This is a genomic window from Candidatus Limnocylindrales bacterium, from assembly GCA_035559535.1.
Classification (GTDB): domain Bacteria; phylum Moduliflexota; class Moduliflexia; order Moduliflexales; family JAUQPW01; genus JAUQPW01.
Genome location: DATMBG010000017.1, coordinates 109915 through 132371 on the forward strand (window position 1 = coordinate 109915; position 22457 = coordinate 132371).

The 22457-nt window shown below is 45.7% G+C and carries 16 protein-coding genes; 12 read left to right on the top strand and 4 right to left on the bottom strand.

Annotated features, from left to right (window positions below; genetic code table 11):
* Positions 1-5 precede the first annotated feature (5 nt).
* Positions 6-1898 (top strand): 1,4-alpha-glucan branching protein GlgB, encoded by a 1893-nt coding sequence (glgB, locus tag VNM22_05425; protein HWP46581.1) that lies wholly within the window; start codon positions 6-8, stop codon positions 1896-1898.
* A gap of 208 nt (positions 1899-2106) precedes the next feature.
* Here the strand turns inward: glgB and VNM22_05430 are convergent, their stop codons facing one another.
* The 4 genes from VNM22_05430 to VNM22_05445 form a co-directional block, all read right to left on the bottom strand.
* A complete protein-coding gene (locus VNM22_05430) occupies positions 2107-2388 on the bottom strand; it encodes a hypothetical protein (GenBank protein ID HWP46582.1) in 282 nt (93 codons plus the stop codon).
* Positions 2389-2436: 48 nt separating this feature from the next.
* Entirely contained in the window at positions 2437-4170 is a 1734-nt protein-coding gene (locus VNM22_05435; protein ID HWP46583.1) for a S8 family peptidase, read from the bottom strand.
* Between the two features lie 695 nt (positions 4171-4865).
* Positions 4866-5072, bottom strand: a complete 207-nt coding sequence (locus VNM22_05440; GenBank protein ID HWP46584.1) for a hypothetical protein — start codon at positions 5070-5072, stop codon at positions 4866-4868.
* Between the two features lie 458 nt (positions 5073-5530).
* The gene (locus VNM22_05445) at positions 5531-6700 is read right to left on the bottom strand and encodes an aminotransferase class I/II-fold pyridoxal phosphate-dependent enzyme (GenBank protein ID HWP46585.1); all 1170 of its coding nucleotides are present in this window, start codon (positions 6698-6700) and stop codon (positions 5531-5533) included.
* A 260-nt stretch (positions 6701-6960) separates the two neighbouring features.
* Here VNM22_05445 and VNM22_05450 point away from each other — a divergent pair, with 260 nt between their 5' ends.
* The 11 genes from VNM22_05450 to VNM22_05500 all read left to right on the top strand — a co-directional run bounded on the left by VNM22_05450 (position 6961) and on the right by VNM22_05500 (position 22448).
* Positions 6961-8229, top strand: a complete 1269-nt coding sequence (locus tag VNM22_05450) for an MFS transporter (GenBank protein ID HWP46586.1) — start codon at positions 6961-6963, stop codon at positions 8227-8229.
* 157 nt (positions 8230-8386) lie between these two features.
* Positions 8387-9049, top strand: coding sequence for a TetR/AcrR family transcriptional regulator (locus tag VNM22_05455; GenBank protein ID HWP46587.1), 663 nt, complete (start codon positions 8387-8389; stop codon positions 9047-9049).
* Complete coding sequence (locus VNM22_05460; protein HWP46588.1) at positions 9025-10407, top strand: efflux RND transporter periplasmic adaptor subunit; 1383 nt, start codon at positions 9025-9027, stop codon at positions 10405-10407. Before VNM22_05455 ends, VNM22_05460 begins: the two co-directional genes overlap by 25 nt.
* Before the next feature lie 356 nt (positions 10408-10763).
* Positions 10764-11402: an FMN-binding negative transcriptional regulator gene (locus VNM22_05465; protein ID HWP46589.1), complete on the top strand. Its 639-nt coding sequence runs from the start codon at positions 10764-10766 to the stop codon at positions 11400-11402.
* A gap of 276 nt (positions 11403-11678) precedes the next feature.
* Positions 11679-12437 (top strand): SDR family oxidoreductase, encoded by a 759-nt coding sequence (locus VNM22_05470; GenBank protein HWP46590.1) that lies wholly within the window; start codon positions 11679-11681, stop codon positions 12435-12437.
* 9 nt (positions 12438-12446) lie between these two features.
* Positions 12447-14195, top strand: a complete 1749-nt coding sequence (locus tag VNM22_05475; GenBank protein HWP46591.1) for an ABC transporter permease subunit — start codon at positions 12447-12449, stop codon at positions 14193-14195.
* Positions 14196-14263: 68 nt separating this feature from the next.
* Positions 14264-15625 carry a nitrate/sulfonate/bicarbonate ABC transporter ATP-binding protein gene (locus VNM22_05480; GenBank protein ID HWP46592.1) on the top strand — a complete coding sequence of 454 codons (1362 nt, stop codon included), beginning with the start codon at positions 14264-14266 and terminating at the stop codon, positions 15623-15625.
* A 326-nt stretch (positions 15626-15951) separates the two neighbouring features.
* Positions 15952-18747: an outer membrane protein assembly factor BamA gene (gene bamA, locus VNM22_05485; GenBank protein HWP46593.1), complete on the top strand. Its 2796-nt coding sequence runs from the start codon at positions 15952-15954 to the stop codon at positions 18745-18747.
* A gap of 14 nt (positions 18748-18761) precedes the next feature.
* Positions 18762-18929 (top strand): hypothetical protein, encoded by a 168-nt coding sequence (locus VNM22_05490; GenBank protein HWP46594.1) that lies wholly within the window; start codon positions 18762-18764, stop codon positions 18927-18929.
* The gene (locus VNM22_05495; protein ID HWP46595.1) at positions 18930-19910 is read left to right on the top strand and encodes an ROK family protein; all 981 of its coding nucleotides are present in this window, start codon (positions 18930-18932) and stop codon (positions 19908-19910) included.
* 57 nt (positions 19911-19967) lie between these two features.
* A complete protein-coding gene (locus VNM22_05500; protein HWP46596.1) occupies positions 19968-22448 on the top strand; it encodes a hypothetical protein in 2481 nt (826 codons plus the stop codon).
* Positions 22449-22457 lie beyond the last annotated feature (9 nt).

The window sequence follows — 22457 nt, forward strand, 5'->3', positions numbered from 1 at the left end:
AGAATGTGAGTTTTCTTACAAGTCATGATATTTACCTCTTCAAACAAGGGAGCCACTTCAGACTTTATAATAAGCTGGGTTCCCATATCACAACCCTGGAAGGGGTCCAGGGGACCTACTTTGCTGTATGGGCTCCCAATGCCGAATATGTATCGGTGATTGGAGACTTTAACGGATGGAATCGAGAATCCCATCCCCTCAAGATAAGGGAAGATGAATCGGGTATCTGGGAAGGATTTATTGCAGGTGTTGGCCCGGGAACCCTTTACAAATACCACATCATCTCTCGATACAATCTCTACCGGGTAGATAAAGGGGATCCCTTTGCTTTTCGCTGGGAAACTCCCCCCAAAACAGCTTCCATGGTATGGGATCTCACCTATGAATGGGCCGATAAGAATTGGATGGAAAACAGATATAAAGCGAATGCTTTGGAGGCTCCCTGGGCCATTTATGAGGTTCATTTAGGTTCATGGCGGCGGGTACCTGAAGAAGGGAATAGATTCCTCACGTACAGGGAAATGGCTCCTTACCTGGCGGATTATGTCCGGGAAATGGGTTTTACCCATGTGGAATTTTTACCGATTATGGAGCATCCTTTTTACGGTTCCTGGGGGTATCAAATCGTGGGCTACTTTGCACCTACCAGCCGATATGGAACCCCTCAGGATTTCATGTACCTGATTGATTATCTTCATCAACATGGCATCGGAGTCATCTTGGACTGGGTTCCTTCTCATTTTCCGTCCGATGAGCATGGATTGGTTTATTTTGACGGTACTCATCTCTACGAACATGCGGACCCCAGGAAAGGTTACCATCCGGATTGGAACAGTTACATCTTTAACCACGGTCGAAACGAAGTACGTGCCTTTTTGATCAGTAGTGCCCTTTTCTGGCTGGATAAATATCATATCGACGGTCTTCGGGTCGACGCCGTAGCCTCTATGCTCTATCTGGATTATTCTCGAAAAGAGGGGGAATGGATACCCAATATATTTGGTGGAAGGGAAAATTTAGAAGCCATAAGCTTTCTAAAGAGATTTAATGAAATGGTCTATGGGGAATACCCCGATGTCCAGACCATCGCCGAAGAATCCACGGCCTGGCCCATGGTTTCAAAGCCGGTTTACATCGGAGGCCTCGGCTTTGGGATGAAATGGAACATGGGATGGATGCACGATACCCTGAAATACCTGTCCACCGATCCTATTTTCCGGAAGTATCACCATAACCAGTTAACCTTTAGTATCTGGTATGCCTTTTCGGAAAACTTTGTGCTTCCGCTCTCCCATGATGAAGTCGTTCATGGTAAAGGCTCGTTACTTGGAAAAATGCCCGGGGACGAATGGCAGCGGAATGCCAATCTCAGGCTTCTATTTGGTTATATGTACGGTCATCCCGGAAAAAAACTCCTTTTTATGGGTGGAGAGATAGGGCAATGGCGAGAGTGGAATCACGAGGAGAGTATCGAGTGGCATGTCCTGGACTATCCTTTCCATCGAGGGGTTCAAAAGTGGGTTCGGGATTTGAACCACTTCTACCGTACTGAACCTGCCTTATATGAGTTGGATTTCCGAATGGAAGGCTTTGAGTGGATCGATTTCCATGATTGGGAGCACAGCATTATCAGTTTCCTGAGAAAAGGTAAGACCACCTCCGATTTGATTCTGGTGGTATGCAACTTCACCCCTGTTCCCCGAGAAAATTATCTGATAGGGGTTCCGCGAGGTGGTTTCTGGAAGGAAATGCTCAACAGCGATGCGGATTTTTACGGTGGGAGTGGGGTCGGAAATGCAGGCGGTGTTGAAGCAATTTCCCAAACGGTCTTTGGGAGGCCCTACGCCCTGTCGCTGACACTACCCCCTTTAGGGGTTCTCTTCTTTAAAAGCTCCTAGTTCGCCAGTCAAGAGCCCAGGCTCAGACTTCTTTTATGTCAAGCATGGACGCTTAACCTACTTTCCTTTAATAATTTTAGGATCTCTACCCCTCAGAGTTCATAGGGGCTAGTATAAAGCTTAGTTGGGAGCGCAACCGTCTGCTCTACCCTGCACTGCCAGAATCAGGCTTTTCTATCTTATCCCGGCATGTAGGCCCTCAAAGCCTCTACTTCGAATCGTTCAAGAGTCGAAGCTTTCTGGAAAGTTTAAGATATCGAACCCAGGGTTGTTCAGATAATTCTCGAACGGCATGCGCCGAAAGGGTTCCGGTAAATATAAATTGTTCACCGGAACCGATATTTACTCCTAGTTTTTTTAAGAATGCAACTTTAGCCTTGTCGGAAGTGGGTTCTGTATGGATGAAGACGGAGAAAAGGGGCGCCTCGGGATCTTGAGCACTTTCTAACGCCGTAGCCAGGGCCGCATCTAATTTCTTATAATCTGTCATAAGCTGTTTTCTCCCGGCTTTAGGCCAGGGTCTATTCCACCTCCCGGCTTAAAGGCCCAAGGCATCAATCAATCCGAATCCCCATTTAGGATCGAAAATTCCTGCCGGCTGTCCCGGGATTAAACTATGGGCACGAAGCAAAGTTTTGACGTCCTGGGGACCTAGTTTAGGATCACGCTCTAAAAGTAAAGCCACAATTCCGGCTATGAAGGGGGTTGCCATACTGGTACCTGCCATGACCAGGAAGTTCGGATTCACCATTTCCGCTCGGGAGGGTTGAGAATCCGCGGAAAGGCAAGAAACAATCATGGCTCCCGGTGCCGTCACATCAGGTTTCTGTTTTCCATTACGAAGAGGACCTTCGCTACTGAAATCCGAGATATCATCTAAAACCAGTCCCACCGTCCGAACATGACCATCGATATCCGTCCATTGGACTTTTGTGGTATACGAGGCAACCGTTATGGCACTGGCAGCTGCGCCTGGAGAACCTATTTTCATCGAGTCTTTGACACTTGCTCCGGTAAAAACCACCTCTGGGGAAATCTGATCATCCAGGGTCCATATATCTAATCGGGCATCAGTTGCCGAAATATTACGAACCCGTAACTGCCAGATGCCTCCCTTGACCGGAAGGCCGGGTGGAGCACCCATCTCAATAAAGAAGTTATGGTCACCGTTGGCCGGATCGGGGCCTGGGGTGGCTATCCGTATCCTCGCATCTGGTAAAGGATAGGTTTTTACATAGGATCCTGAAGAAATAACTCCCTGAAAGGGGGTTACAAACTTTCCAGGGGTTCGTAGAGAAACTTCTAAGGAATTTGCCCCCGAATACCAACCGTTCAGGGCCGCCATGTGAACTGTACCCGTTGGAACCCGAAAGCGAACGGTACGTAGAGTCCCTGCAGGGATTACGCCTTGAGCGTGGATATTGTCGTTTCCTTCATTACCTGCCGCACAACACACAATGCGTCCCTCTCCAGACTCCATATCAATAATTTGAGATAACGAGTCGCTCCCATCGTGGGCATCATAATGGCCCCCCAGACTCAAATTGACCACGGCTGCTCGCCCGAGATCATGGGCTACTCGAAAGATATATCGGATCCCATCGGCAATATGAGCATCCTGCAGATCCGATTTAACAATCACCAGGTCTGCTCCTGGGGCTATCCCTCCAAAAACAGGATCAAACCCGGCAGCAATTCCGGCAACATGGGTTCCATGTCCCTCTCGATCCCGAGACGCTGTAAGTTGAGCCCCGGTTAATTCAAGGCCATACCCTCCCTCTGCAACTCCCGGACCGGTTAAGGTCTGATCCCAGATACGCAGAATGCGTCCCAGAAAGGCGGGATGATTAGGGTCAATGCCGGTATCTACGATCCCGATAATTACACCTTTTCCACTCAATCGACTGTTACGTCGAAACTCTGGGATATGTACCTTACCGGGAGCCACATCCATCCGTAACCGCAAATAGTGGGATGAAATGATACGCTCTACGGCAGGATCGTCTGATAAGGGGCCTATACTCTCTATAGGCAAAAGCGCCGTCCGTATTTTACCCCTGGACTGATTAACCCGAATGCCATATTGCGCCAGGTTATCCAATCGTGCCTGCTCTTCACAATGAATAAAAACCACTGCACGGGCCGGTTTCGGACTACCTACCGACGGAATAACCCCCAGAGAACGCATATGCCGAATCAATCCTACCCGTCCTTCTTCCTGATAATTCTCCAGTGCCACCATTAACTGGGGAGCAATTTTTTCATGTCTCATTATTTCCCTCCCTTCTCGGTTAATATGACCACAAAAGGTGAATTCTGCAATCTATTTTTCTTCCCCCTAGTAAGAAATCTCCCGCTACCCATCTTTTTTCCAGGCCAGTCCTCATCCTATTCCTTCTCTTGTGGTTGTGGGGAGGGGACGGGATGGGATAAGGATTAAAGGCGACCTGTTTCACAGGTTGCTCCTCAATTCCCCCCGTACACGGGGAGAATTCCTACGCATGCGGGGAAGGGGGGAATATAGCGGAAAGGGGAGCTTCCTTCGGAGCTTGAAAAAAATTCTGAATGACTGGATCCCGGACTTGCGTCGGGGGCTACCAACCCTTCGCCCCTGACGGGGCTTTTCAGCTTAAAAAAGGCGCGTGGGAGTGTCAGTTCCTGCCGGAGAGTAAATGGGGTGTTCAGGCTGAAAATAAGGCTTTCCCCCTTCTTAGCTTACTGCGTAGGGGGTTATCCTTATTTCATTAGCCAACATTTCCTGAAGAATGGATAGAAAACAGGCGGTTTTCTGGAAGTAAAGGAAGAGAAACAGGATAGGAATCTCTCTCAAAAAACGTGTAGAAAAATTATCTGAAGGACAGAAAAAGAGGTTAATTAATACTCCCACCCTCGCCTCCCTGGTTCTGCTCGCTTCTTCAACGTGTATTTTTCAGCCTTCTTTTATAATCTCATATCATCAATAAGCTCTTATTCTTCACTTTGTATTTCAGCTCCACACCAGGGACAATGGGAAATACCTACATAGGGGGCTCCAGGTTTTTCACTTTTCAAGGAAAGCTTTCCAGGTGGATAGTCCACATCCGGGGAAACGATAAAATATTGACACTGAACGGCAAAGGCCAGTTCATCACAACATTTCTTGATACTTAATAATTCTAAAACATTTCGTCTCATAGCCTTAAACCTCCTGGTGGATGATTTGGTCATCAGTAAATTTAACACTTATATTCGTCAGTAATACTAAATTTAAACATAATCTTAACTATAATCTTAGTATATTCAAAATCTGTTCTCAACTTCCTATACTTTGAAAGACTTTGGGTGATCTTCCCTGTTTCTGGGCTTTCTCCCAGATCCCAGGAGCCTCCTTTCTCCTTCTGTTCCCTGTTAAAAGTGGGGCCAAAAATACCCCTTTGACAGGTAATCCGGTTGTAGGGGTATCGGGTCGGTCACCTTTAAGAAAGGTTAAGACGATCTATCCCATCAGAACTGGTATAATCCCCCAGCATAAAGGATCCGGTGAGTTTTGCAGGGTTAAGGCAGGGTATTAAGCTTCGTGAGACGGTCTAAAAACCTCATCTAACCCCAAAACTATCCATGGAATTTTCTTTTTCTAAGAGGTCCTGGACTTTTTATTTTAATGTTTCTTTCAGAAACTCTTCAAATTTATCCAGTGCCGGTTTCAGCAGGCTTTCCTCGGCTGCAAAGCAAATTCTAACGTGTCCTTCTCCCCCTTCTCCAAAGGCTGAGCCAGGTGCAAGGCCTACTTTCTTGGTCAGAAGTAGTTTTTTGCAAAATTCCAGAGAATCTTTCATACCCTTGATTCTGGGGAAGGCATAGAAAGCTCCTTCCGGGATTATGAGATCCACTTCCTCCATAGCGGCCAGGCGTTGACAAATCAGGTCTCGATTTTTATGATAAATTTCTACACTTTGCTGAATGAACCCTTCCCCTTCACGGAGGGCTGTAATGGCCGCCCGTTGGGCGATACTGGTCGCATGGGAGACGGTAAATTCTTGAAGCTTGGAAATTTGGGAAATAACCTTGTGGTGGCTCAGTACATACCCGACCCGCCAACCCGTCATGGAATAGGTTTTGGAGAGGCTATTCAGAATAATAAGGTTTTCAGAAGGCTCAGATACAACCTTTGCAATGGAGGGAGCTGGCCTTTTGCCGGTAAAGACAAGATGCTCATAGACTTCATCAAAGATCAGGGTTAAGCCATGTGTGACGGCAATCTGATAAAGTTTTTCCTTCTCCTCCAGAGTTGCCACCCAGCCTGTAGGATTAGAAGGGCTGTTACAGACGATCAATTTGGTTTTATTATCGATGGCTTCTAAGATTCTATCAAAGTCCAAAGAATAGCGTTGGTCTAGTTGGGTGAGAGGAATTTCTATGGGGATTGCCCCTACCATTTCAATTACAGCTTTAAAATTAGGCCAGGCCGGTGAGATCAGAATGACTTTCTCGCCGGGATCAATAGCCGTATAAACGGCCAGATGAATTCCCATCACTCCTCCCGCCGTGATGGCAATTTCGGTTTGAGGGTCATAGTGAACCTGATGCCATTCCCGAATTTTTTCCGATAAGGTCTGTCGAAGATCTAAATATCCGGCGTTGGCAGTATAAAAAACATAATCTTCATCCAGGGCTTTTTTTGCAGCTTTTTTGATAAAATCCGGGGTTCCAATATTGGATTCTCCCAGGAAGAGTCGATACACACCTTCCATTTTCGAGGATAAATCGTATATTTCCCGGATACTGGATGGAGGTACCTGAACGGCTCGTCGTGAAATTCCCATGGTAGACTTTCCTTTCCTAAAGTTCTCAAAGATCTATATTATCTATATATCTTATCAGAATTTTTCATAGTCCCTGCTTTTGATACTCAAAAATAAAACAGGTTCCGTAGTTTTTCGGGAAAAACCTTGACTCTCTTCAAATAAAGGAACTATGTTAAAGGACATTTCCAGCCTAAACAAAATCTAATAGTCCGGATGAGATTTGTCGAGAATCTTAAGAGGCAGTTTTAGCGATAAGAGAAGGGAGGTAAAAGGTTCCCATGAAAAGAAATCTTTCTTTCCAAGCAGGTAGTTCTACAAGCATTCCTCAAAAAGGTGAGTTACCCTATGCCTGGGTCATCGTAGCTTTAGCATTTTTGACTTCAGCTGTAACTATGGCGATTCGATCCACCATTGGTCTTTTATTTAAACCTTGGGAGAATGAATTTGGTTGGGACCGGGCAGCTATGAGTTTAACGGCCTCTGTTGGCTTTCTGGCTTTTGGTTTAACCCAGCCGTTTGTAGGGCGTTGGGCGGACCGTTATGGTCCTCGTCTGGTCTACCTGGGTAGCCTTTTACTCCTCGGGTTCTCTTCGGTTGTGATGGGATTTGTACAAAGTCTCTGGCAGGTTTATCTGGTCTTTGGAGTTGCCCTTATGATGTCGGTGGCCGGAACCACCAATGTAACCGCTGGAGTGGCGATTAATCGCTGGGTCAGGCGAAGAAAAGCCCTGGCAATTGCCGTGGTCATGGCCGGAGCTGCGGCAGGTCAACTGGCACTCAGGCTCATCGTAGAGGTTATGCAAAGGGTCGGTTGGCGTACGACCTTTATCTGGAGTGGAATAGGGGTTCTGACCCTGCTTATTCCGGTTATGTTCTTCCTTTTCAAGGACGATCCTCCCGGACATACAGAAGCGCAGGCAACAAAAGGGGGAGTGGATCGACTTCAATCTTTATCGGAAATTATCCAACAGAAAAACTTTGGGTGGCTTGCAGGTAGTTTTTGGATTTGTGGGGTGACTACGGCCGGGCTTATTGATCCCCATTTGATTCCTTATGCTGAGGATCTTCATATTGATACGGTCATGGCGGCTACAGCCTTTGGAGTTCTCAGTACTTTTAATGTGCTAGGGACTCTTTTGGCGGGAGTCATCTCGGATAAATGGGGCCATAAATGGGTTCTAGGAGGGGTATACGCCGGTCGTGCTTTGACGTTAATTCTCCTTCTCCTTGTTCGAGAGCCGTGGATGCTTTTCGTTTTTGCCGTGACCTTTGGTATAGTAGATTTTGCTACTGTACCTCCCACAACCGCACTTTCCACTTCACTTTTCGGCCGTCGATCCGGCGGTACTGTTATCGGTTTAGTTTCATTGAGTCATCAGGTAGGTTCGGCAGTGGGATCTTACGCAGGGGGTCTTATTCACGATGAAACAGGAAGTTATCGACTTTTTTTTCTGGGAGCAGCCCTCCTCTGTATTGCTGCGGCCATTATGAGCTGGGTTATTTCGGAGAAACCACGATCCATTCATAGGGAACCTTCCCTGATCTGAAAGAAAATGTTCCAGAATAAAGACCCAAGATCCTGACAGAAACTCTTCCCCCCGGGTCTGTGATCTTCTCAAAAATCCCTTGACAGTCTCAATAATCTTTTGTTATTCTATGAACAACCATTCATATTTTGAATATTTAATCAATGAGGAGGTTTCCATGGTTTTACTCAGTCGTAAGGAAAGGGAATTTCAAGCGCGACGTGCTGAAATACTTAAAGCTGCTGAACGACTCTTTGCCACTAAGGGATTTTATGGAACGACCATGGCTGAGATAGCCGAGGCGGCAGAATTTGGAACCGGGACTCTCTATAAATTTTTTGAAGATAAGAGGTCGCTTTATATAGCCATGTTAGAGGAAAAAGCCGAGGAGATGTTCTCTTTTGTTCGATCTGAGGTCTCCCATGAGCAGGGAAGCATTAACAAGCTTTGCAGGTTGATACAGGCTCACCTTTCCTTCTTTGAGGAGAATCGAGAGTTTTTTAAGATTTACATTCGAGATCGTTATCATTTCGAGTGGAATATGAAAGATGAGTTTGGGGAGAAGGTTCATCATAAATATGTTTCTTATATATCCTTTGTGGCCGAGATTATTCAAGAAGGAATTCAGAATAAAGAGCTTAAGGAAGTAGATCCCTTTGAGCTGGCTCATGCTCTGACTGGAATGATTAATTCTTTCATTTTTCAATGGGTTCTCAAAGATACCGAAAAGGACTCCTTAACGGCTAAAAGCCGGACCATTTTAAATTTATTTTTAAATGGTGCAGCTACTAGGCCTCGGGAGGAATATCAGAAGATATGTCAAAAGTCATCAAATTTATAAAATTTATTGCGGGTCTTCTTGCCTTAGTTTTAATCGGTGCCGGAATAGCTTCATATATGGGTTTTATAGATCCCATGAACCTGGTCAAGCGGCCTCAGGCTTCCAACGAGAAGAAGAGTCCTCCGTCAGCCCAAAATAACCTTCCCGCCCCCCAACCCCAGCAGGTTGCCCAACAATCTCCCCAACAGCCAGCTCAACAACCTGCCAAGAGTTCAGATCCGGCTGCACCGCCCGCTGCAAAACCTTCGGGTCCTGCTCCCCAATCGATAGAGGTAGAAGTAGCGCCGGCTAAAACCCGACCCATTCAGAGAACCGTTGATTTTGTGGGGACTCTGATTGCCTTTGAAGAAAGTACCATTAGCAGCCAGGTAGAAGGACGAGTCGAAAAGGTAACTGTGGACCTGGGGGATACGGTTAAAAAAGGGGATCTTCTGGTTAAGATCAATGATGAAGAGTTCAGACTGGATGTGAATAAGGCCCTGGCCGATTTAAAACAGACTTTAGCCAAATTAGGGATTGAGGACTCGGCCAGGGGGAATATCGATCTTAACAAAACCGCTTTGGTAAAAAAAGCTCGAGCAGATATGGAGAATGCTGAGTTAAATTATAAGCGGTTAAGTAAGCTCCTGGAAGATCGGCTCGTTCCCCAGCAACAGGTGGATGATGCACAAACGAAATACCAGATAGCCAAAGCCACTTATGATGCGGCCCTGGAGGATGCAAGGGTTTTGGTAGCAACCATTGATGCAAAAAAGGCAGATCTTTCCATGAAGCAAAAGAAGCTCTCGGATACCAGCGTGATCGCTCCTATTAGTGGAGAGGTCTTAAGCAAAAAAGTCTCTGTGGGAGAGTACGTGCAAGTCGGAACTCCCCTGATTACCCTGGTAGATTCCAGCCAGCTAAGGCTCCGGGGAGATATTCCGGAGCGATTCTCTACCCAAATTAGTGAAGGTCAGGAGGTTAAGATCTCCGTGGATGCAGTTCCTAATGAGACCTTTGGAGGAAAGATAAGTCGAATCAGTCCGGCCTCCAATCCTGAAACCCGCGCCATAACCGTTGAAGCCCTTATTCCTAATCCAGACAAAAAACTAAAACCCGGGTTTTTTGCAAAGGCTTCGGTACTTACCAAGACCGATGAAAAATCGGTGACCGTTCCCCAGGAAGCTCTGATTACGTTTGCCGGAGTAACCAAGGTTTTTGTCATTGCCGATAATAAGGCTTCTGAACGGATTGTGCAGAAGGGAATAACCCTGGGTAATGAGGTAGAGATCGTTCATGGGGTCAATCCCGGAGAAGTTGTGGCCATCTCAGGACATAGTAAATTGCACGATGGAGCTCCTGTTACCGTAAAAAAGTGAAGGAAGGTACGGGTGTATAAAGCTTTGGAAGAAATCTCTATGAAACGTCACACCCCTATCCTTTCCTCCCCTACTTTCACCTTCTTCCCTTCCCTCTTTCCTGAAGCTTCAGAAAAGAGGGGATAAGGCGCTTGGAGGAGTAGATTTTTTTCTAACCTGACTCCCTCCTTCCCTTCTCGATGCGGGAGGAGGGAACTCGGGGATGGCCTTCCTTCCCCACTCTCCCTTCCTTTTCTCATTCCCTCTCTCCCAACCTGGGAGAAGGGGACAGGAGGTAAGGGGAAAGGGGAATCGGAGGGATCGGGTCCAAAAAACCTGCCCTTGAGAGGGGATAAGGTGAGAGTTTATCACTGACTATGTATATACCGGAACTGTTTGAAATAAAGGATAGGGAAGTGCTTCTGGATTTTATCCAGAAAAACAGTTTTGCCATTTTAGTCTCTCAAAAGGATGGAAAACTCCTGGCGACCCACCTGCCGCTTTTACTGGACAAAAGTATCGGGCCCCAAGGGTATCTCTACGGCCATATGGCCCGGGCTAATCCCCATTGGAAGGAAATCGACGGTGAGGTTTTGGTGATTTTCTCCGGCCCGCATGCCTATATTTCCCCATCCTGGTATGAAGAAATAGAAGCGGTTCCCACCTGGAATTATATCGCTGTTCATGTGTATGGAAACTTTCATGTAATAAACGATGAATCGGATTTACTAAAAATCCTTCAAAATCTTATAGATTTCTACGAATCCTCTCTACCAAAACCCTGGAATATAGCCATAGCCCCTTCAGATTATATCCATAAGCTTCTGAAAGGAATCGTGGGATTTAAAATTGAGATCACACGAATAGAAGGGAAATGGAAAATCAGTCAAAATCAATCGGTAGAGCGGCGGAGAAAAGTTATAGCTGCCCTGGAAAAGTACGGCAGCGAAAATGCAATTAAGATTGCAGAACTCATGAAGGCCCGGGATAGCTCCCCAACTCTGGAAACCTCGTAGGGGTAGTCTGCTTAACCGGCGGCTTCCTTTGACACCTTCAAGGACAGGCTCCCACGGAGCCTGGAAACTTTAAAAGGATTCCGTTTTGTTCCAAAACACTCTTACTCAGTTAATGTCATTGCCCCATGGGATCGCCCCCCAATCGGGCAATTCTGTAGAGATGCTTCTGCCTGTGGGGTCATATCCCTATATGAGAAGGGTAAGAAGGGTCCGACAATACCTGATAAGAGTTGTCGGTATGTTGCTCAGACCCATAAGTCTCTGGGAGGTAAGGACGTGAAAAAACAATTGGAAGGAAAAATAGCTTTAGTAACCGGGGCAAGCTCGGGAATTGGTCGGGCTATGGCCCTGGTATTTGCTCGGGAAGGAGCAAAGGTTATTGTAGCCGATTTAAACGAAAAGGGTGGTCAGGAAACCATAGAGGAGGTTAAAGCTATAGGGAGTGAGTCTATTTTCGTCAAAACCGATGTATCCAGGGCGAGCGACGTGGAGGCCCTGGTGAGAAAAACGATGGAAACCTATGGTCGACTGGATTGTGCCGTTAATAATGCCGGAACCGCTAACGAATGGGGACTCCTTCATGAAGCCTCAGAAGAGACCTGGGATCATGTGATCAATATTAATCTCAAAGGGGTTTGGTTAGGTATGAAGTATGAGATTCCTCCTATGCTTAAGCAGGGTGGTGGGGTTATTGTCAATATTTCTTCTATCATGGGATTGGTCGGGCATCTTAACAAACCCATCTATGCTGCCAGTAAACATGGAGTTATAGGACTTACCAAATCCGCCGCATTACAATATGCCGGGTCCGGAATTCGAGTTAATGCCGTCTGTCCGGGCTGGATCCGTACACCCATAACAGAAAGTCGACTGAATGATCCAGAAAGCCGGGAACGAATGATTGCCACTATACCTCTCGGACGGGTGGGGTCTCCCGAAGAAGTAGCCGAAGCAGTTCTCTGGTTATGTTCAGATGCTGCTTCCTTTGTTACCGGGCATACCTTGTTGGTAGACGGTGGATTTATGGCACAATAAAAGCCTTCCATGAGCCTCTTCAAACCCCATATCAAATTAAAACAACTTTTCAGCATCATTGATATCTTCCTCCTGATTACACTGGCAGCCCTTGTTTACGGATTAATAGGTATCGCTTCAGAATGGCGGGAAGAGCTACACCCGGTCTTTCAAATCGATTTAAGCCCCTGGGCTCTTCCCAAGTATACCCTCTTTTCCTTGTTTCGAGGCTTTGCAGCCTATGGATTCTCCCTTCTGTTTACGCTCATATACGGTTATATCGCCGCCTATAGTCGATGGGCAGAAGCGGTTATGATTCCTCTCCTGGATATTTTGCAAAGTATTCCGGTACTTGGCTTCTTGCCAGGGCTTGTGTTGGGACTGGTAGCTCTCTTTCCACACAGTAATATAGGACTTGAATTAGCCGCCATCTTGATGATCTTCACCGGACAGGTCTGGAATATGGCTTTTAGTTTCTATCACTCGCTTAAGTCTATTCCGACCGATTTAAGAGAAGTCTCCAGGATTTATAAACTTAGCCGGTGGGAGCGAATCTTAAAACTTGAAATTCCCTTCTCTATGATGGGATTAGTCTGGAACAGCATGATGTCGATGGCGGGTGGATGGTTTTTCCTCACGGTGAGTGAATCGTTTGTGCTGGAAAATAAGGATTTCAGGCTTCCAGGTATCGGCTCTTACATGAGCGTTGCCATCGGTGAGGGAGATATTCCTGCCATGATGTATGCCATCACAGCCATGGCGCTTATGATTATTGCGGTAGATCAACTTTTCTGGCGACCGATTGTGGCCTGGGCGCAAAAATTCAAGCTTGAAGAAACGGAATCCTCCGAAGTTCAGGGCTCTTTTATCCTGGATCTTTACCGGCATTCTTATCTCTTTAAACATTTTTTGTTGGGGGTTCGGCGTTTCCGATCTTTTGTTGACTTTTTGCTACCCCGGATTAAAAACAAGAAACAAAGGCGAATCGAAAACGGACAAAAGAGCCAGGACTCAAGGGTAAAAAAAAGACTTTTCGTGCTGGTTCAAGGGTTCCTCCTGGGTATCTTTCTTTTTTTGACGGTTTACGGAATCTGGAGACTCTCTTTACTGTTATCCTACCTTTCCTTCTCAGATTGGTTGAACATCGGTTTACAGACCTTTTTAACCTTTCTTCGGGTCTTCGGGGCCGTAGCCTTGGGTACTCTCTGGACCGTTCCTGTAGGGGTTAGCATTGGGCTAAACCCACGATGGTCCAGGGTCTTACAGCCTGTTATTCAGGTGATTGCTTCTTTTCCGGCACCCATGTTATTTCCGTTGGTGTTAATGGGAGTTACAGCCCTGGGAGGCAGTATTGAATACGGTGCCATCGTCCTGATGCTTTTGGGGACCCAGTGGTATATTTTATTCAACGTGATTGCCGGAGCCATGGCTATTCCTCACGATATGCGGGAAGCAGCCGCTATTTATAAACTCCAGGGCTGGAAAAAATGGAAAGAGCTTATCTTACCGGCTATTTTCCCGAATCTGGTCACGGGATGGGTGACCGCTACAGGTGGAGCCTGGAATGCCAGTATCGTGGCAGAATATGTGCATTACAAAGGAACCACGCTGATCGCGACTGGATTGGGGTCTACCATTAGTCTTGCAACAGATCAGGGGAACTTTGCCATGCTTGCCGCGAGCCTGTTGGCCATGTCAGCAACCGTGGTCGGGTTGAATCGATTTTTTTGGAAAAGACTTTACAAATTGGCAGAGGAGAGATATAGTCTCAATAAGTAAGGAGTTAATCCTCAGAGGGCCACGAAGGGTCACCAAGAGTTTTTCTTATTGTTCCTTCAGGATCCTTCATGAATAAAGTGATGAGCGAAACCTATGTCATTACAGAACTTCAAAATGTTCACAAGTCCTTTGTCCTCCCGACGGGTAAAGAAATTAAAATTTTAGAGGCTGTGAACCTGGAAGTCCATTCTGGAGAGATTCTCGCGATTCTCGGGCCTTCTGGATGCGGCAAATCAACCATCGTTCGCATTTTAACAGGACTTCTGCCACCTTCCTCGGGTCAGGTTCTCTACCATGGAAAACCCATGACAGGCATTAATCCAGGAGTTTCCATGGTATTTCAAAGTGTTGCCCTCTTTCCCTGGTTGACGGTGTATGAAAATGTGGCTATTGGAGCTAACAAGTCTGAGCTTCCCAAAGAAGAAAAAATACAAAGTATTCGTAGAGCCATCGATACCGTGGGTCTTGAAGGATTTGAAGAAGCTTATCCTAAGGAACTTTCTGGTGGTATGAAGCAGCGGGTTGGCATTGCCCGGGCATTGGTCGCAAACTCGGAACTACTGTGCATGGATGAACCCTTCAGTGGATTGGATGTTCTGACGGCCGAAACGCTCCGGTCCGAAGTCCTTAACCTCTGGATTAATCATAAAACGGATCTTAAAAGCATTTTGATTGTGACCCATAATATCAGTGAAGCGGTCTTCCTGGCCCACCGTATCGTCGTGCTGGAAACTAATCCCGGTCGCGTTCGCGTGGTTCTGAACAATAACCTTCCTTTTCCCAGGAACTATCGAGACCCTGGATTTCAAGCCATGGTAGACAAAATTCATGGGATTATTACCCATACCTATATACCCGATGAAGTTCCTGTTTTGGAGGAATTTCCTATCTCTGTAACAGCTTCTACCGAAACCAATCGTTGTTTTCAACGGATTACGCCACTCCCCTATGTTAATGTAAGTGAGGTTATCGGATTGCTGGAGGTTCTGGATGATAAAGGCGGGGAGTTGGATATTTTCGATCTGGCCGTAGAGCTGAGGAAGGAATTCGGAAGCGTTATTGCCCTCGCTAAAGCAGCAGAAGAACTGGATTTTGTAGATACTCCTAAACACAGAGTCATATTCACAGAGTTGGGCAGGACTTTTATAAAAAGTGATGTCAATGAACGGAAGAAAATGCTGAACGCGCAACTACAAAAAATGCGATTATTCGAGGTTCTTTTGGATATGCTTCATAACCAAAAAGATCACGCTGTTAAAGAGGAAACCGTTCTGGAAATGTTGGCCATTCTCTTGCCTAATGAAAATCCTGAAAAACTCTTTGAAACCGTTGTGAGATGGGGTCGGTATGCAGAGTTGTTAGGATATAATGCCGACGAGAAGATTTTGTATCTGGATACCGGTGAAGAAAGAGTTGAGAATAAAAAATAACCACCGGTTAGTAGAGATTTTGTCTCCGGTTTACATTAATACCTTATACTCACGCTAAACAGGGTCATTTAACCAAAGGCACCCGTTACCATGTGCCCCTACCCTTTCCTGAAAGTCGTCCAGGAATGCTTTTATAAGAAAAAATCGATATTACTTATACCAATTCTGATTAAAGGTCCTCAAGCAGGCAGCTCCACCCCAGCCCTCCCCACAGGCGGGGAGGGCTGGGGTGGGGAGGTCCCTATCCTTTATACTACCTTTCAACACCGACTTAGTACTAAGGATATCCTCTATAGGAAAATCCACCCTGTAAGAGTCGTAAGACCATGATCTTCTTTTTTGTTTTGATCTTAATCTGGACTTATTCTCATCTCCTTAGAGATCTGGCCTATGGGGAAGATTTTCAGGGTAAAAGTATCCAGACTGTTGAGGTCGATTGTATTGAAGATTCTGTTTTAAAAGAAAACCTCCTTTCCCATATTACTATTTCACCTGGAGAGTTTTTTTCTCCGGAGAAAATACGGGAGAACCTTCGAGAAGTTTATAAAATCGGAGATTTTTCCCAGGTTTATGTTTATGTTGAGGAGACCCATTCTGGAAATATCCCGGGTAATTTAAAACTTATCTTTTGCCCGGTTGTCAAATGGACTGTCTCATCTGTTAAAATCTCCGGCAATCAAATTTTATCCCTTGATGAAATCGCTCCCGGAGAGATATTAACCTCTGGAGATAAATTCACTAAAGAAAAACTTCAAAGGCTACAAGAACATATCCAGGAGTTATATAAAGATCGGGGTTATTATAATGCAAAAGTAACTTCTAATACACGTATCGATAAAAAAACCCATACCATTGAGGTAGAATTTGAAATCCTGGAGGGATCTCCGGGCCAGATTGGTCAGATTACCTTCGTTGGCAACACGGTTTTTAATTCTTCAAGACTTTATCAAGAATTAGGTATAAAAGTGGGGGAAACCTATAAAAAATCCAAACTCGAGCGAGGATTTCAACATATACGGGACTTATATCTGAAAGAAGGTTATTTCCTGGTTAAGGTGAGTGAGTTGAAAAAAACTCTGGAACCCCATCAACCCCCCGGGCCGCAAAAAATTGACCTTACAGTACAAATTATGGAAGGTGATAGGGTTGTATTCATCGAGGATAGTAAGACCCTGCGTCCTGACAAGATTTTGAAAAGGGAGTTTATGGAAAGGATCCAGAGTTATGACTCTAACGAACTGGAACAGATTGCAGAGGAGGTCCGGGACCATTATAGAAGCAAAGGTTATTATCTTGCTGAGGTACGGTGGCGTGAAACCGGAATTAACAAGCCTGAGGTAATCGGAATGGAGGAGGCGAGAACCGGAAGCAACCAGATTATTTTTTTAATAAATAAAAGGCACAAAATTGCGATCCAAGAAATTTCCTTTGAAGGAAATCAAGCTTTTTCGAGTGAGACCTTAAAAGATCTCATGAGAACCAAATCGAAGTCGTTTTTCTCTAAAGGACGATATGACGACAATACCTTTCAGGAGGATTTAAGAGCCATTAAAAATTTCTATATAAGACAGGGGTATCTTAATGCCAATATTCAGGTGCAGTCTTTTAAATTAACTCGGGATCAGAAAGGCCTGCTTATCTCCCTTTTTATTTCAGAAGGAGTTCAGTCTATGGTAAAAAGAGTTGAATTTCAGGGCAATACCCTTTTTACCTCTGAAGAGCTCCTGAAGAAGATTTCTCTTAAAGTGGATACTCCGGTTAATCCCGATCGAATTCGGGACAGTGCAAGTACGATCCAAAGTTTATATGCTCAACGTGGGCATATAAAGGCCCGCGTAGAGCCTCGTACGGAGTTTAGCCCGAATAGAACAGAAACTACAGTAACCTTTTTTATTACCGAAGGGGATACCTATTACATTGGAGACATTACCATTACAGGTCTTAAAGATACCCGTAAAAGGTTGGTTGAGCGGGAGCTTTTAATCCATGAAGGAGAGATTTATAACCCCGAGAAGATCCGCAAGACCGTTCGAAATCTTTTGAAACTTGGAATTTACAATCAAGTCCAATTCGAACCCCAAAATCCGGATAGCGAGGATCCTATACAGGATATGGTCCTTTCTGTAAAGGAAGCCAAAACAAAAAGTGTTGAATTTGCGCTGGGATATGGTACAGAAACCGGATTTAGCGGTTCGGCCGAGCTCTTAGATAGAAACCTTCTGGGTTATGGGGGACGAGGAAGCTTCAGGGTGACCGCCGGCTTTAAGACCCTTAAGTTTTTTATTAATTATTTACAACCTCGATTTTTTGATTCCCATCTGGATTTATTAGGTAGATTTTTTGATGATTTGGATGAAACCATGACGAGCTTTAATATTCGCCGTCGAGGTGGAGAAATCGCCCTGGAGTATAATTTTTCAGATATTACCCGAGCCGATCTGGGTTATAATTTCACCCGGTCCGACCTCCTCTCTGTAAGGGAGGATGCCATTCTAGATCCGACTCTGGACAGGGGAGTTACAGATGTTGGCAGGTTGATTTTTCGGATTAATCGAGATAGCCGAAATAATCTTTTGAATCCCACGCGGGGTTCTTTTCATGTTATTCAAACCGATTTAGCTCTGGGGTTCCTGGATTCTCAAACCGATTTCATTAAAGTAACCGGACAGACCAGTTGGTACTTTCCTCTCTTGAAGAGAAACATTTTGGCTTTCTCGTTACGGGGAGGGGTAGCAGACCCCCTGGGAGATTCTTCAGAAATTCCCATCTTTGAAAGATTCTTTGCAGGCGGAGATAATTCCATTCGAGGGTTTGAACCCCAAACGGTCGGTCCCTTAGGAACTGCAGATAGCCCCATCGGTGGGGATACTTATTTAGTATTCAACGGAGAGTTAAGATTCCCCCTTTACAGATTTATGGGAGGTGTTTTATTCTTCGATGCAGGAAATGTCTGGTTACGGAATCGGAATTTTGATTTGCCGGACTTACGCTATACGGCAGGGACCGGTCTTAGATTCAGTACGCCGGTTGGGCTTCTGAGGGTCGAATATGGGTTTAAATTGAATCGATTGCCGGATGAAAGCCCGGGAGCCTGGCATGTAACTATCGGATTACCTTTCTAAAGAAGTATGGGCGTATGGAAGTGTGGAGGTATGGGAGTGTGGAAGTGGGGAAGTGGGGAAGTACGGGAGTATGGGGGTATGGAACTATGGGAGTAAATTCTCCCACACCTCCACACCCCCACACTCCCACACTTCTATACTCCCACACTTCCATACTCCCACACTTCCATACTTCTTTATAAATGTTTGGTATCGGAGTTGATTTAGGTGCAACAAGCGTTCGCATGGCCGTTGTGAGTGATCAAGGGGAAATTGTGAGTAAAACCAGGCGCTGGACGGAAAGCCAGAGAGGGGTTCACAATGTTATTAATACCCTTGTAGAGGGTATTAAAGAGATCACAGAAGAAACATCCCTTCCCATCCACGAAATGGCCGGAATTGGGATAGGAGCTGCCGGGCAGGTGCATCCCGTTACCGGGGAGGTTATTTTTGCACCCAACCTGGGTTGGGAACATGTCCCCTTAAAAGAACTGCTTTTCTCCGCTTTGCAGAAGAACAATCCCACCCGGTTGTCCTTCCCCATTCTGGTGGATAATGATGTCCGGGTCGTGACCTGGGGAGAATATAAATATGGAGCCGGCAAGGGGAAAAGGACTTTAATTTGTATTTTTGTAGGTTCTGGCGTAGGCTCTGGCATCATTGTGGAAGGAGAGCTTCTTCGAGGCCGGGATAATGTAGCAGGTGAAGTTGGTCATACCATCGTTAAACCGGATGGATTCCTCTGCAATTGTGGTAATAAAGGATGTTTAGAACTTTACTGTGGAGGACTCCATTTAAAAAACAGAGCCATCCGAGAAATTAACTCAGGCCGTAAATCCATTGTTCCGGAGATGGTAGAATATAAACTGGAGAGAATTACACCTGAAATCCTTCATCAAGCTCAGGAAAGAGGAGATCCTTTGGCCTGTGAACTTTGGAGCGAAGCTAAACACTATCTCAGTATCGCAGTAGCCAATCTGACCACAATCTTTAATCCAGAAATGATTATCTTGGGAGGGGGCGTGATTACTTCATGCAGGTCTCTTTTACCGACTGTAGTGGCTACCGTTAAATCAAATATTCACCTGTTGGCCCGGAATAGCGTTGAAATTGTAGAATCCCATCTGGGAGACGATGCCGGTGTATTAGGCGCTGCTGCGATGATTTTTGATGAATTTAAATAAGGAAGTTAGATATCAGAAGCCGGACGCTATTCTGATTTTTAGCTTCTTCAGAATCCTATGGAAACTCAGGTTAATATCCCATCTTTAGATTTTTCAACCCTGGGAACGACTTTTAGAGTGTTAAAACACGAACTTACCGAGTCTGAAGACAAAAAAGCTATTCAAAAATCCATTGAAGATACCCGACAGCTTCTGCAAAAACTTGCCGTTGAGCTAAAAGAAAGACCGATAGATTCTCTCCCCCTGGATACCTTATTTGGAGTCTTAAGCACCCTGCTTGCGGAAGCTGGACCTCCGCGCTTTGAGACTTCAGATAAACCGGAGCATCAGGAGATTTGTTCCGACATGCAGGCTTTGCGAAGTGAAGTGGTTCAGGTATTTAAAACCTATTTTGCCCGGGAAGAGTTCCGTGACATTCATTCCTTTGTTGAAGCAGAAGTTATGCCGCTTCTGGAAGAAGCCATAACCCGACAGATGCCTTTTCGAGTGATCCAGATGGGTAAAGTGGCAGATACTCTGTTTAAGTTTACCGATCGGATTACCAACCCAGAATTGCAAGGGCTTTTAGAGCAAATTTATACCATGAAATATCCTCGATTTGGGACTTCAGGTGTTCGGGGGCGGTGGAAGATCGACTTCGATGAACTTAAGGCGAAGCGGGTAACCCAGGCCATCTGTGATTATATCAAAGAGAAATCAAGATTTCCCAGCAATACCCTGGTAGTCGGGTATGACAGTCGTTTATATGCCGACCGGGTCGCCCATTGGGTTACAGAGGTTTGCCTAGCCAATGGATTTACAGTCCATCTGGCTAATCGCGATACCCCAACCCCTGTGTTGATCTATTGGGGAGCTGAAAAACTGGGTTCACAAAATATTGCGGGTATTATCATTTGCACTGCCAGCCATAATCCCGTCGAATGGCATGGGATTAAATATTGTAAACCCAATGGAGCCTCTGCACCGACTTCGGTGACCGATTGGATTGGTTCACGGGCCAATCTTCTCCAGCTTCTGAAAAAAACCTTTGATCCCGTTGACCTGGATGAAGCCCAGGAAACCGGACGTGTTATTCCCTTTGATGCCATCGAAGATTACTGTAACTGGATCCTCTCCGAGGAAAAGGGACTTAACAAGCAGGCTATCCGGGATTTCTTCGGGGACAAAAGGGTCATCGTCGATGAAATGCATAGTGCTTCACGGGGTTATTTGAGCCGTATCCTGGGAGAGTTAGGAATCGAGCATAAGCTCATCCATGGAAAAATAGATCGAAAATTGGGCAATCTGGATTATGCCAGCCCGGAGCCGCCGTTTATCCAGGACTGCATGGAAGCTGTCAAAAGAGAAAAAGCAACCCTGGGATTGGCCGTAGATACCGATTCAGATCGCTACGGTGTGGTCGATGGCGGAGGTATTTTTTTCAAACCCAATCAAATCCTGCCCATGCTGACGGATTATTTAGTTCGTATTAAAGGTTATAAGGGCAAGATTGTCAGAACCCAATCAACTTCCAGGGCGATGGATGAGGTGGCCAAAAACCTGGCATCTACAGGTCGAATTGTCAAACCCGGTCCTACCGAACTCCCCAACTATGCCAGAAGTGCTTCTTATCAAACCCGGGTTGGAAAAAAGGAAGATCTGGCCGGACTTCCGCTTCACGTCGTGGCGGTGGGAATCAAATACATTGCAGAGGTTATGGAGCCAGATCGCAATAATTTTATTATTGGGGGGGAGGAGAGTTCAGGATTAACCACCCAGGGGCATATTTTGGATAAGGATGGAATCTGGGCCTGTATGTTGATCATGGAAATGATGGCCGTACAGAGGAAGTCAATCCATGAACTTTGGAGGGATTTCACGAAAAGATATGGGGAATTTCATTCCGACCGGGTCGATGTCGATGCCACCGACAAAGCCAAAGAGAAATTTATCGATTTCTATCTGGATAGCTATCAAAACCTAACTCCCGAGCAATTAGATCAAAAGAGGATTGCCGGACTCAAAGTCGTCTATCTGGGAGGGGTTCGCTACGATAATGTCGAAATCATTCTGGAAGACGAAAAAACGCACGAACGTAGTTATCTGATTCTCCGTGCTTCCGGTACGGAACCTCTCAACAGGGTTTACACCGAAAGCCCCTCTGAAGAAAAGCGGCAAAAAATCGAAAAAGAGGCCCTTCAAAAACTGGAAGAGTTCTCGGCGGAGGTCCTTGAAAAAGTCCAGAGTTTTTGGGAATTGGTGGATACCCTTACCGTTACAGAACCCAGCCAGCGTCTGGCAGACCTGGCCATTGAGGTTATCAAAAATCTGGGTCAGAAGACCTATGAGGGCCATATCCTGGATCATGTGATCCAGGAACTGGAGAGGAGGCAGGCGGATAAGGTACGGTTTCTGGTAGAAAAGAGAAATAAAAAGGTTGTTGAAAAATGGCTGAAGCTTTTAAAGGCCAGAAGTGGATTGGGGCCCCATACCGATGATCCTATCCGTTCATCTCGTCCGGTTACCAACATGATCGGTGAAGCTCCCATCATACCGTAATTTTTTAAC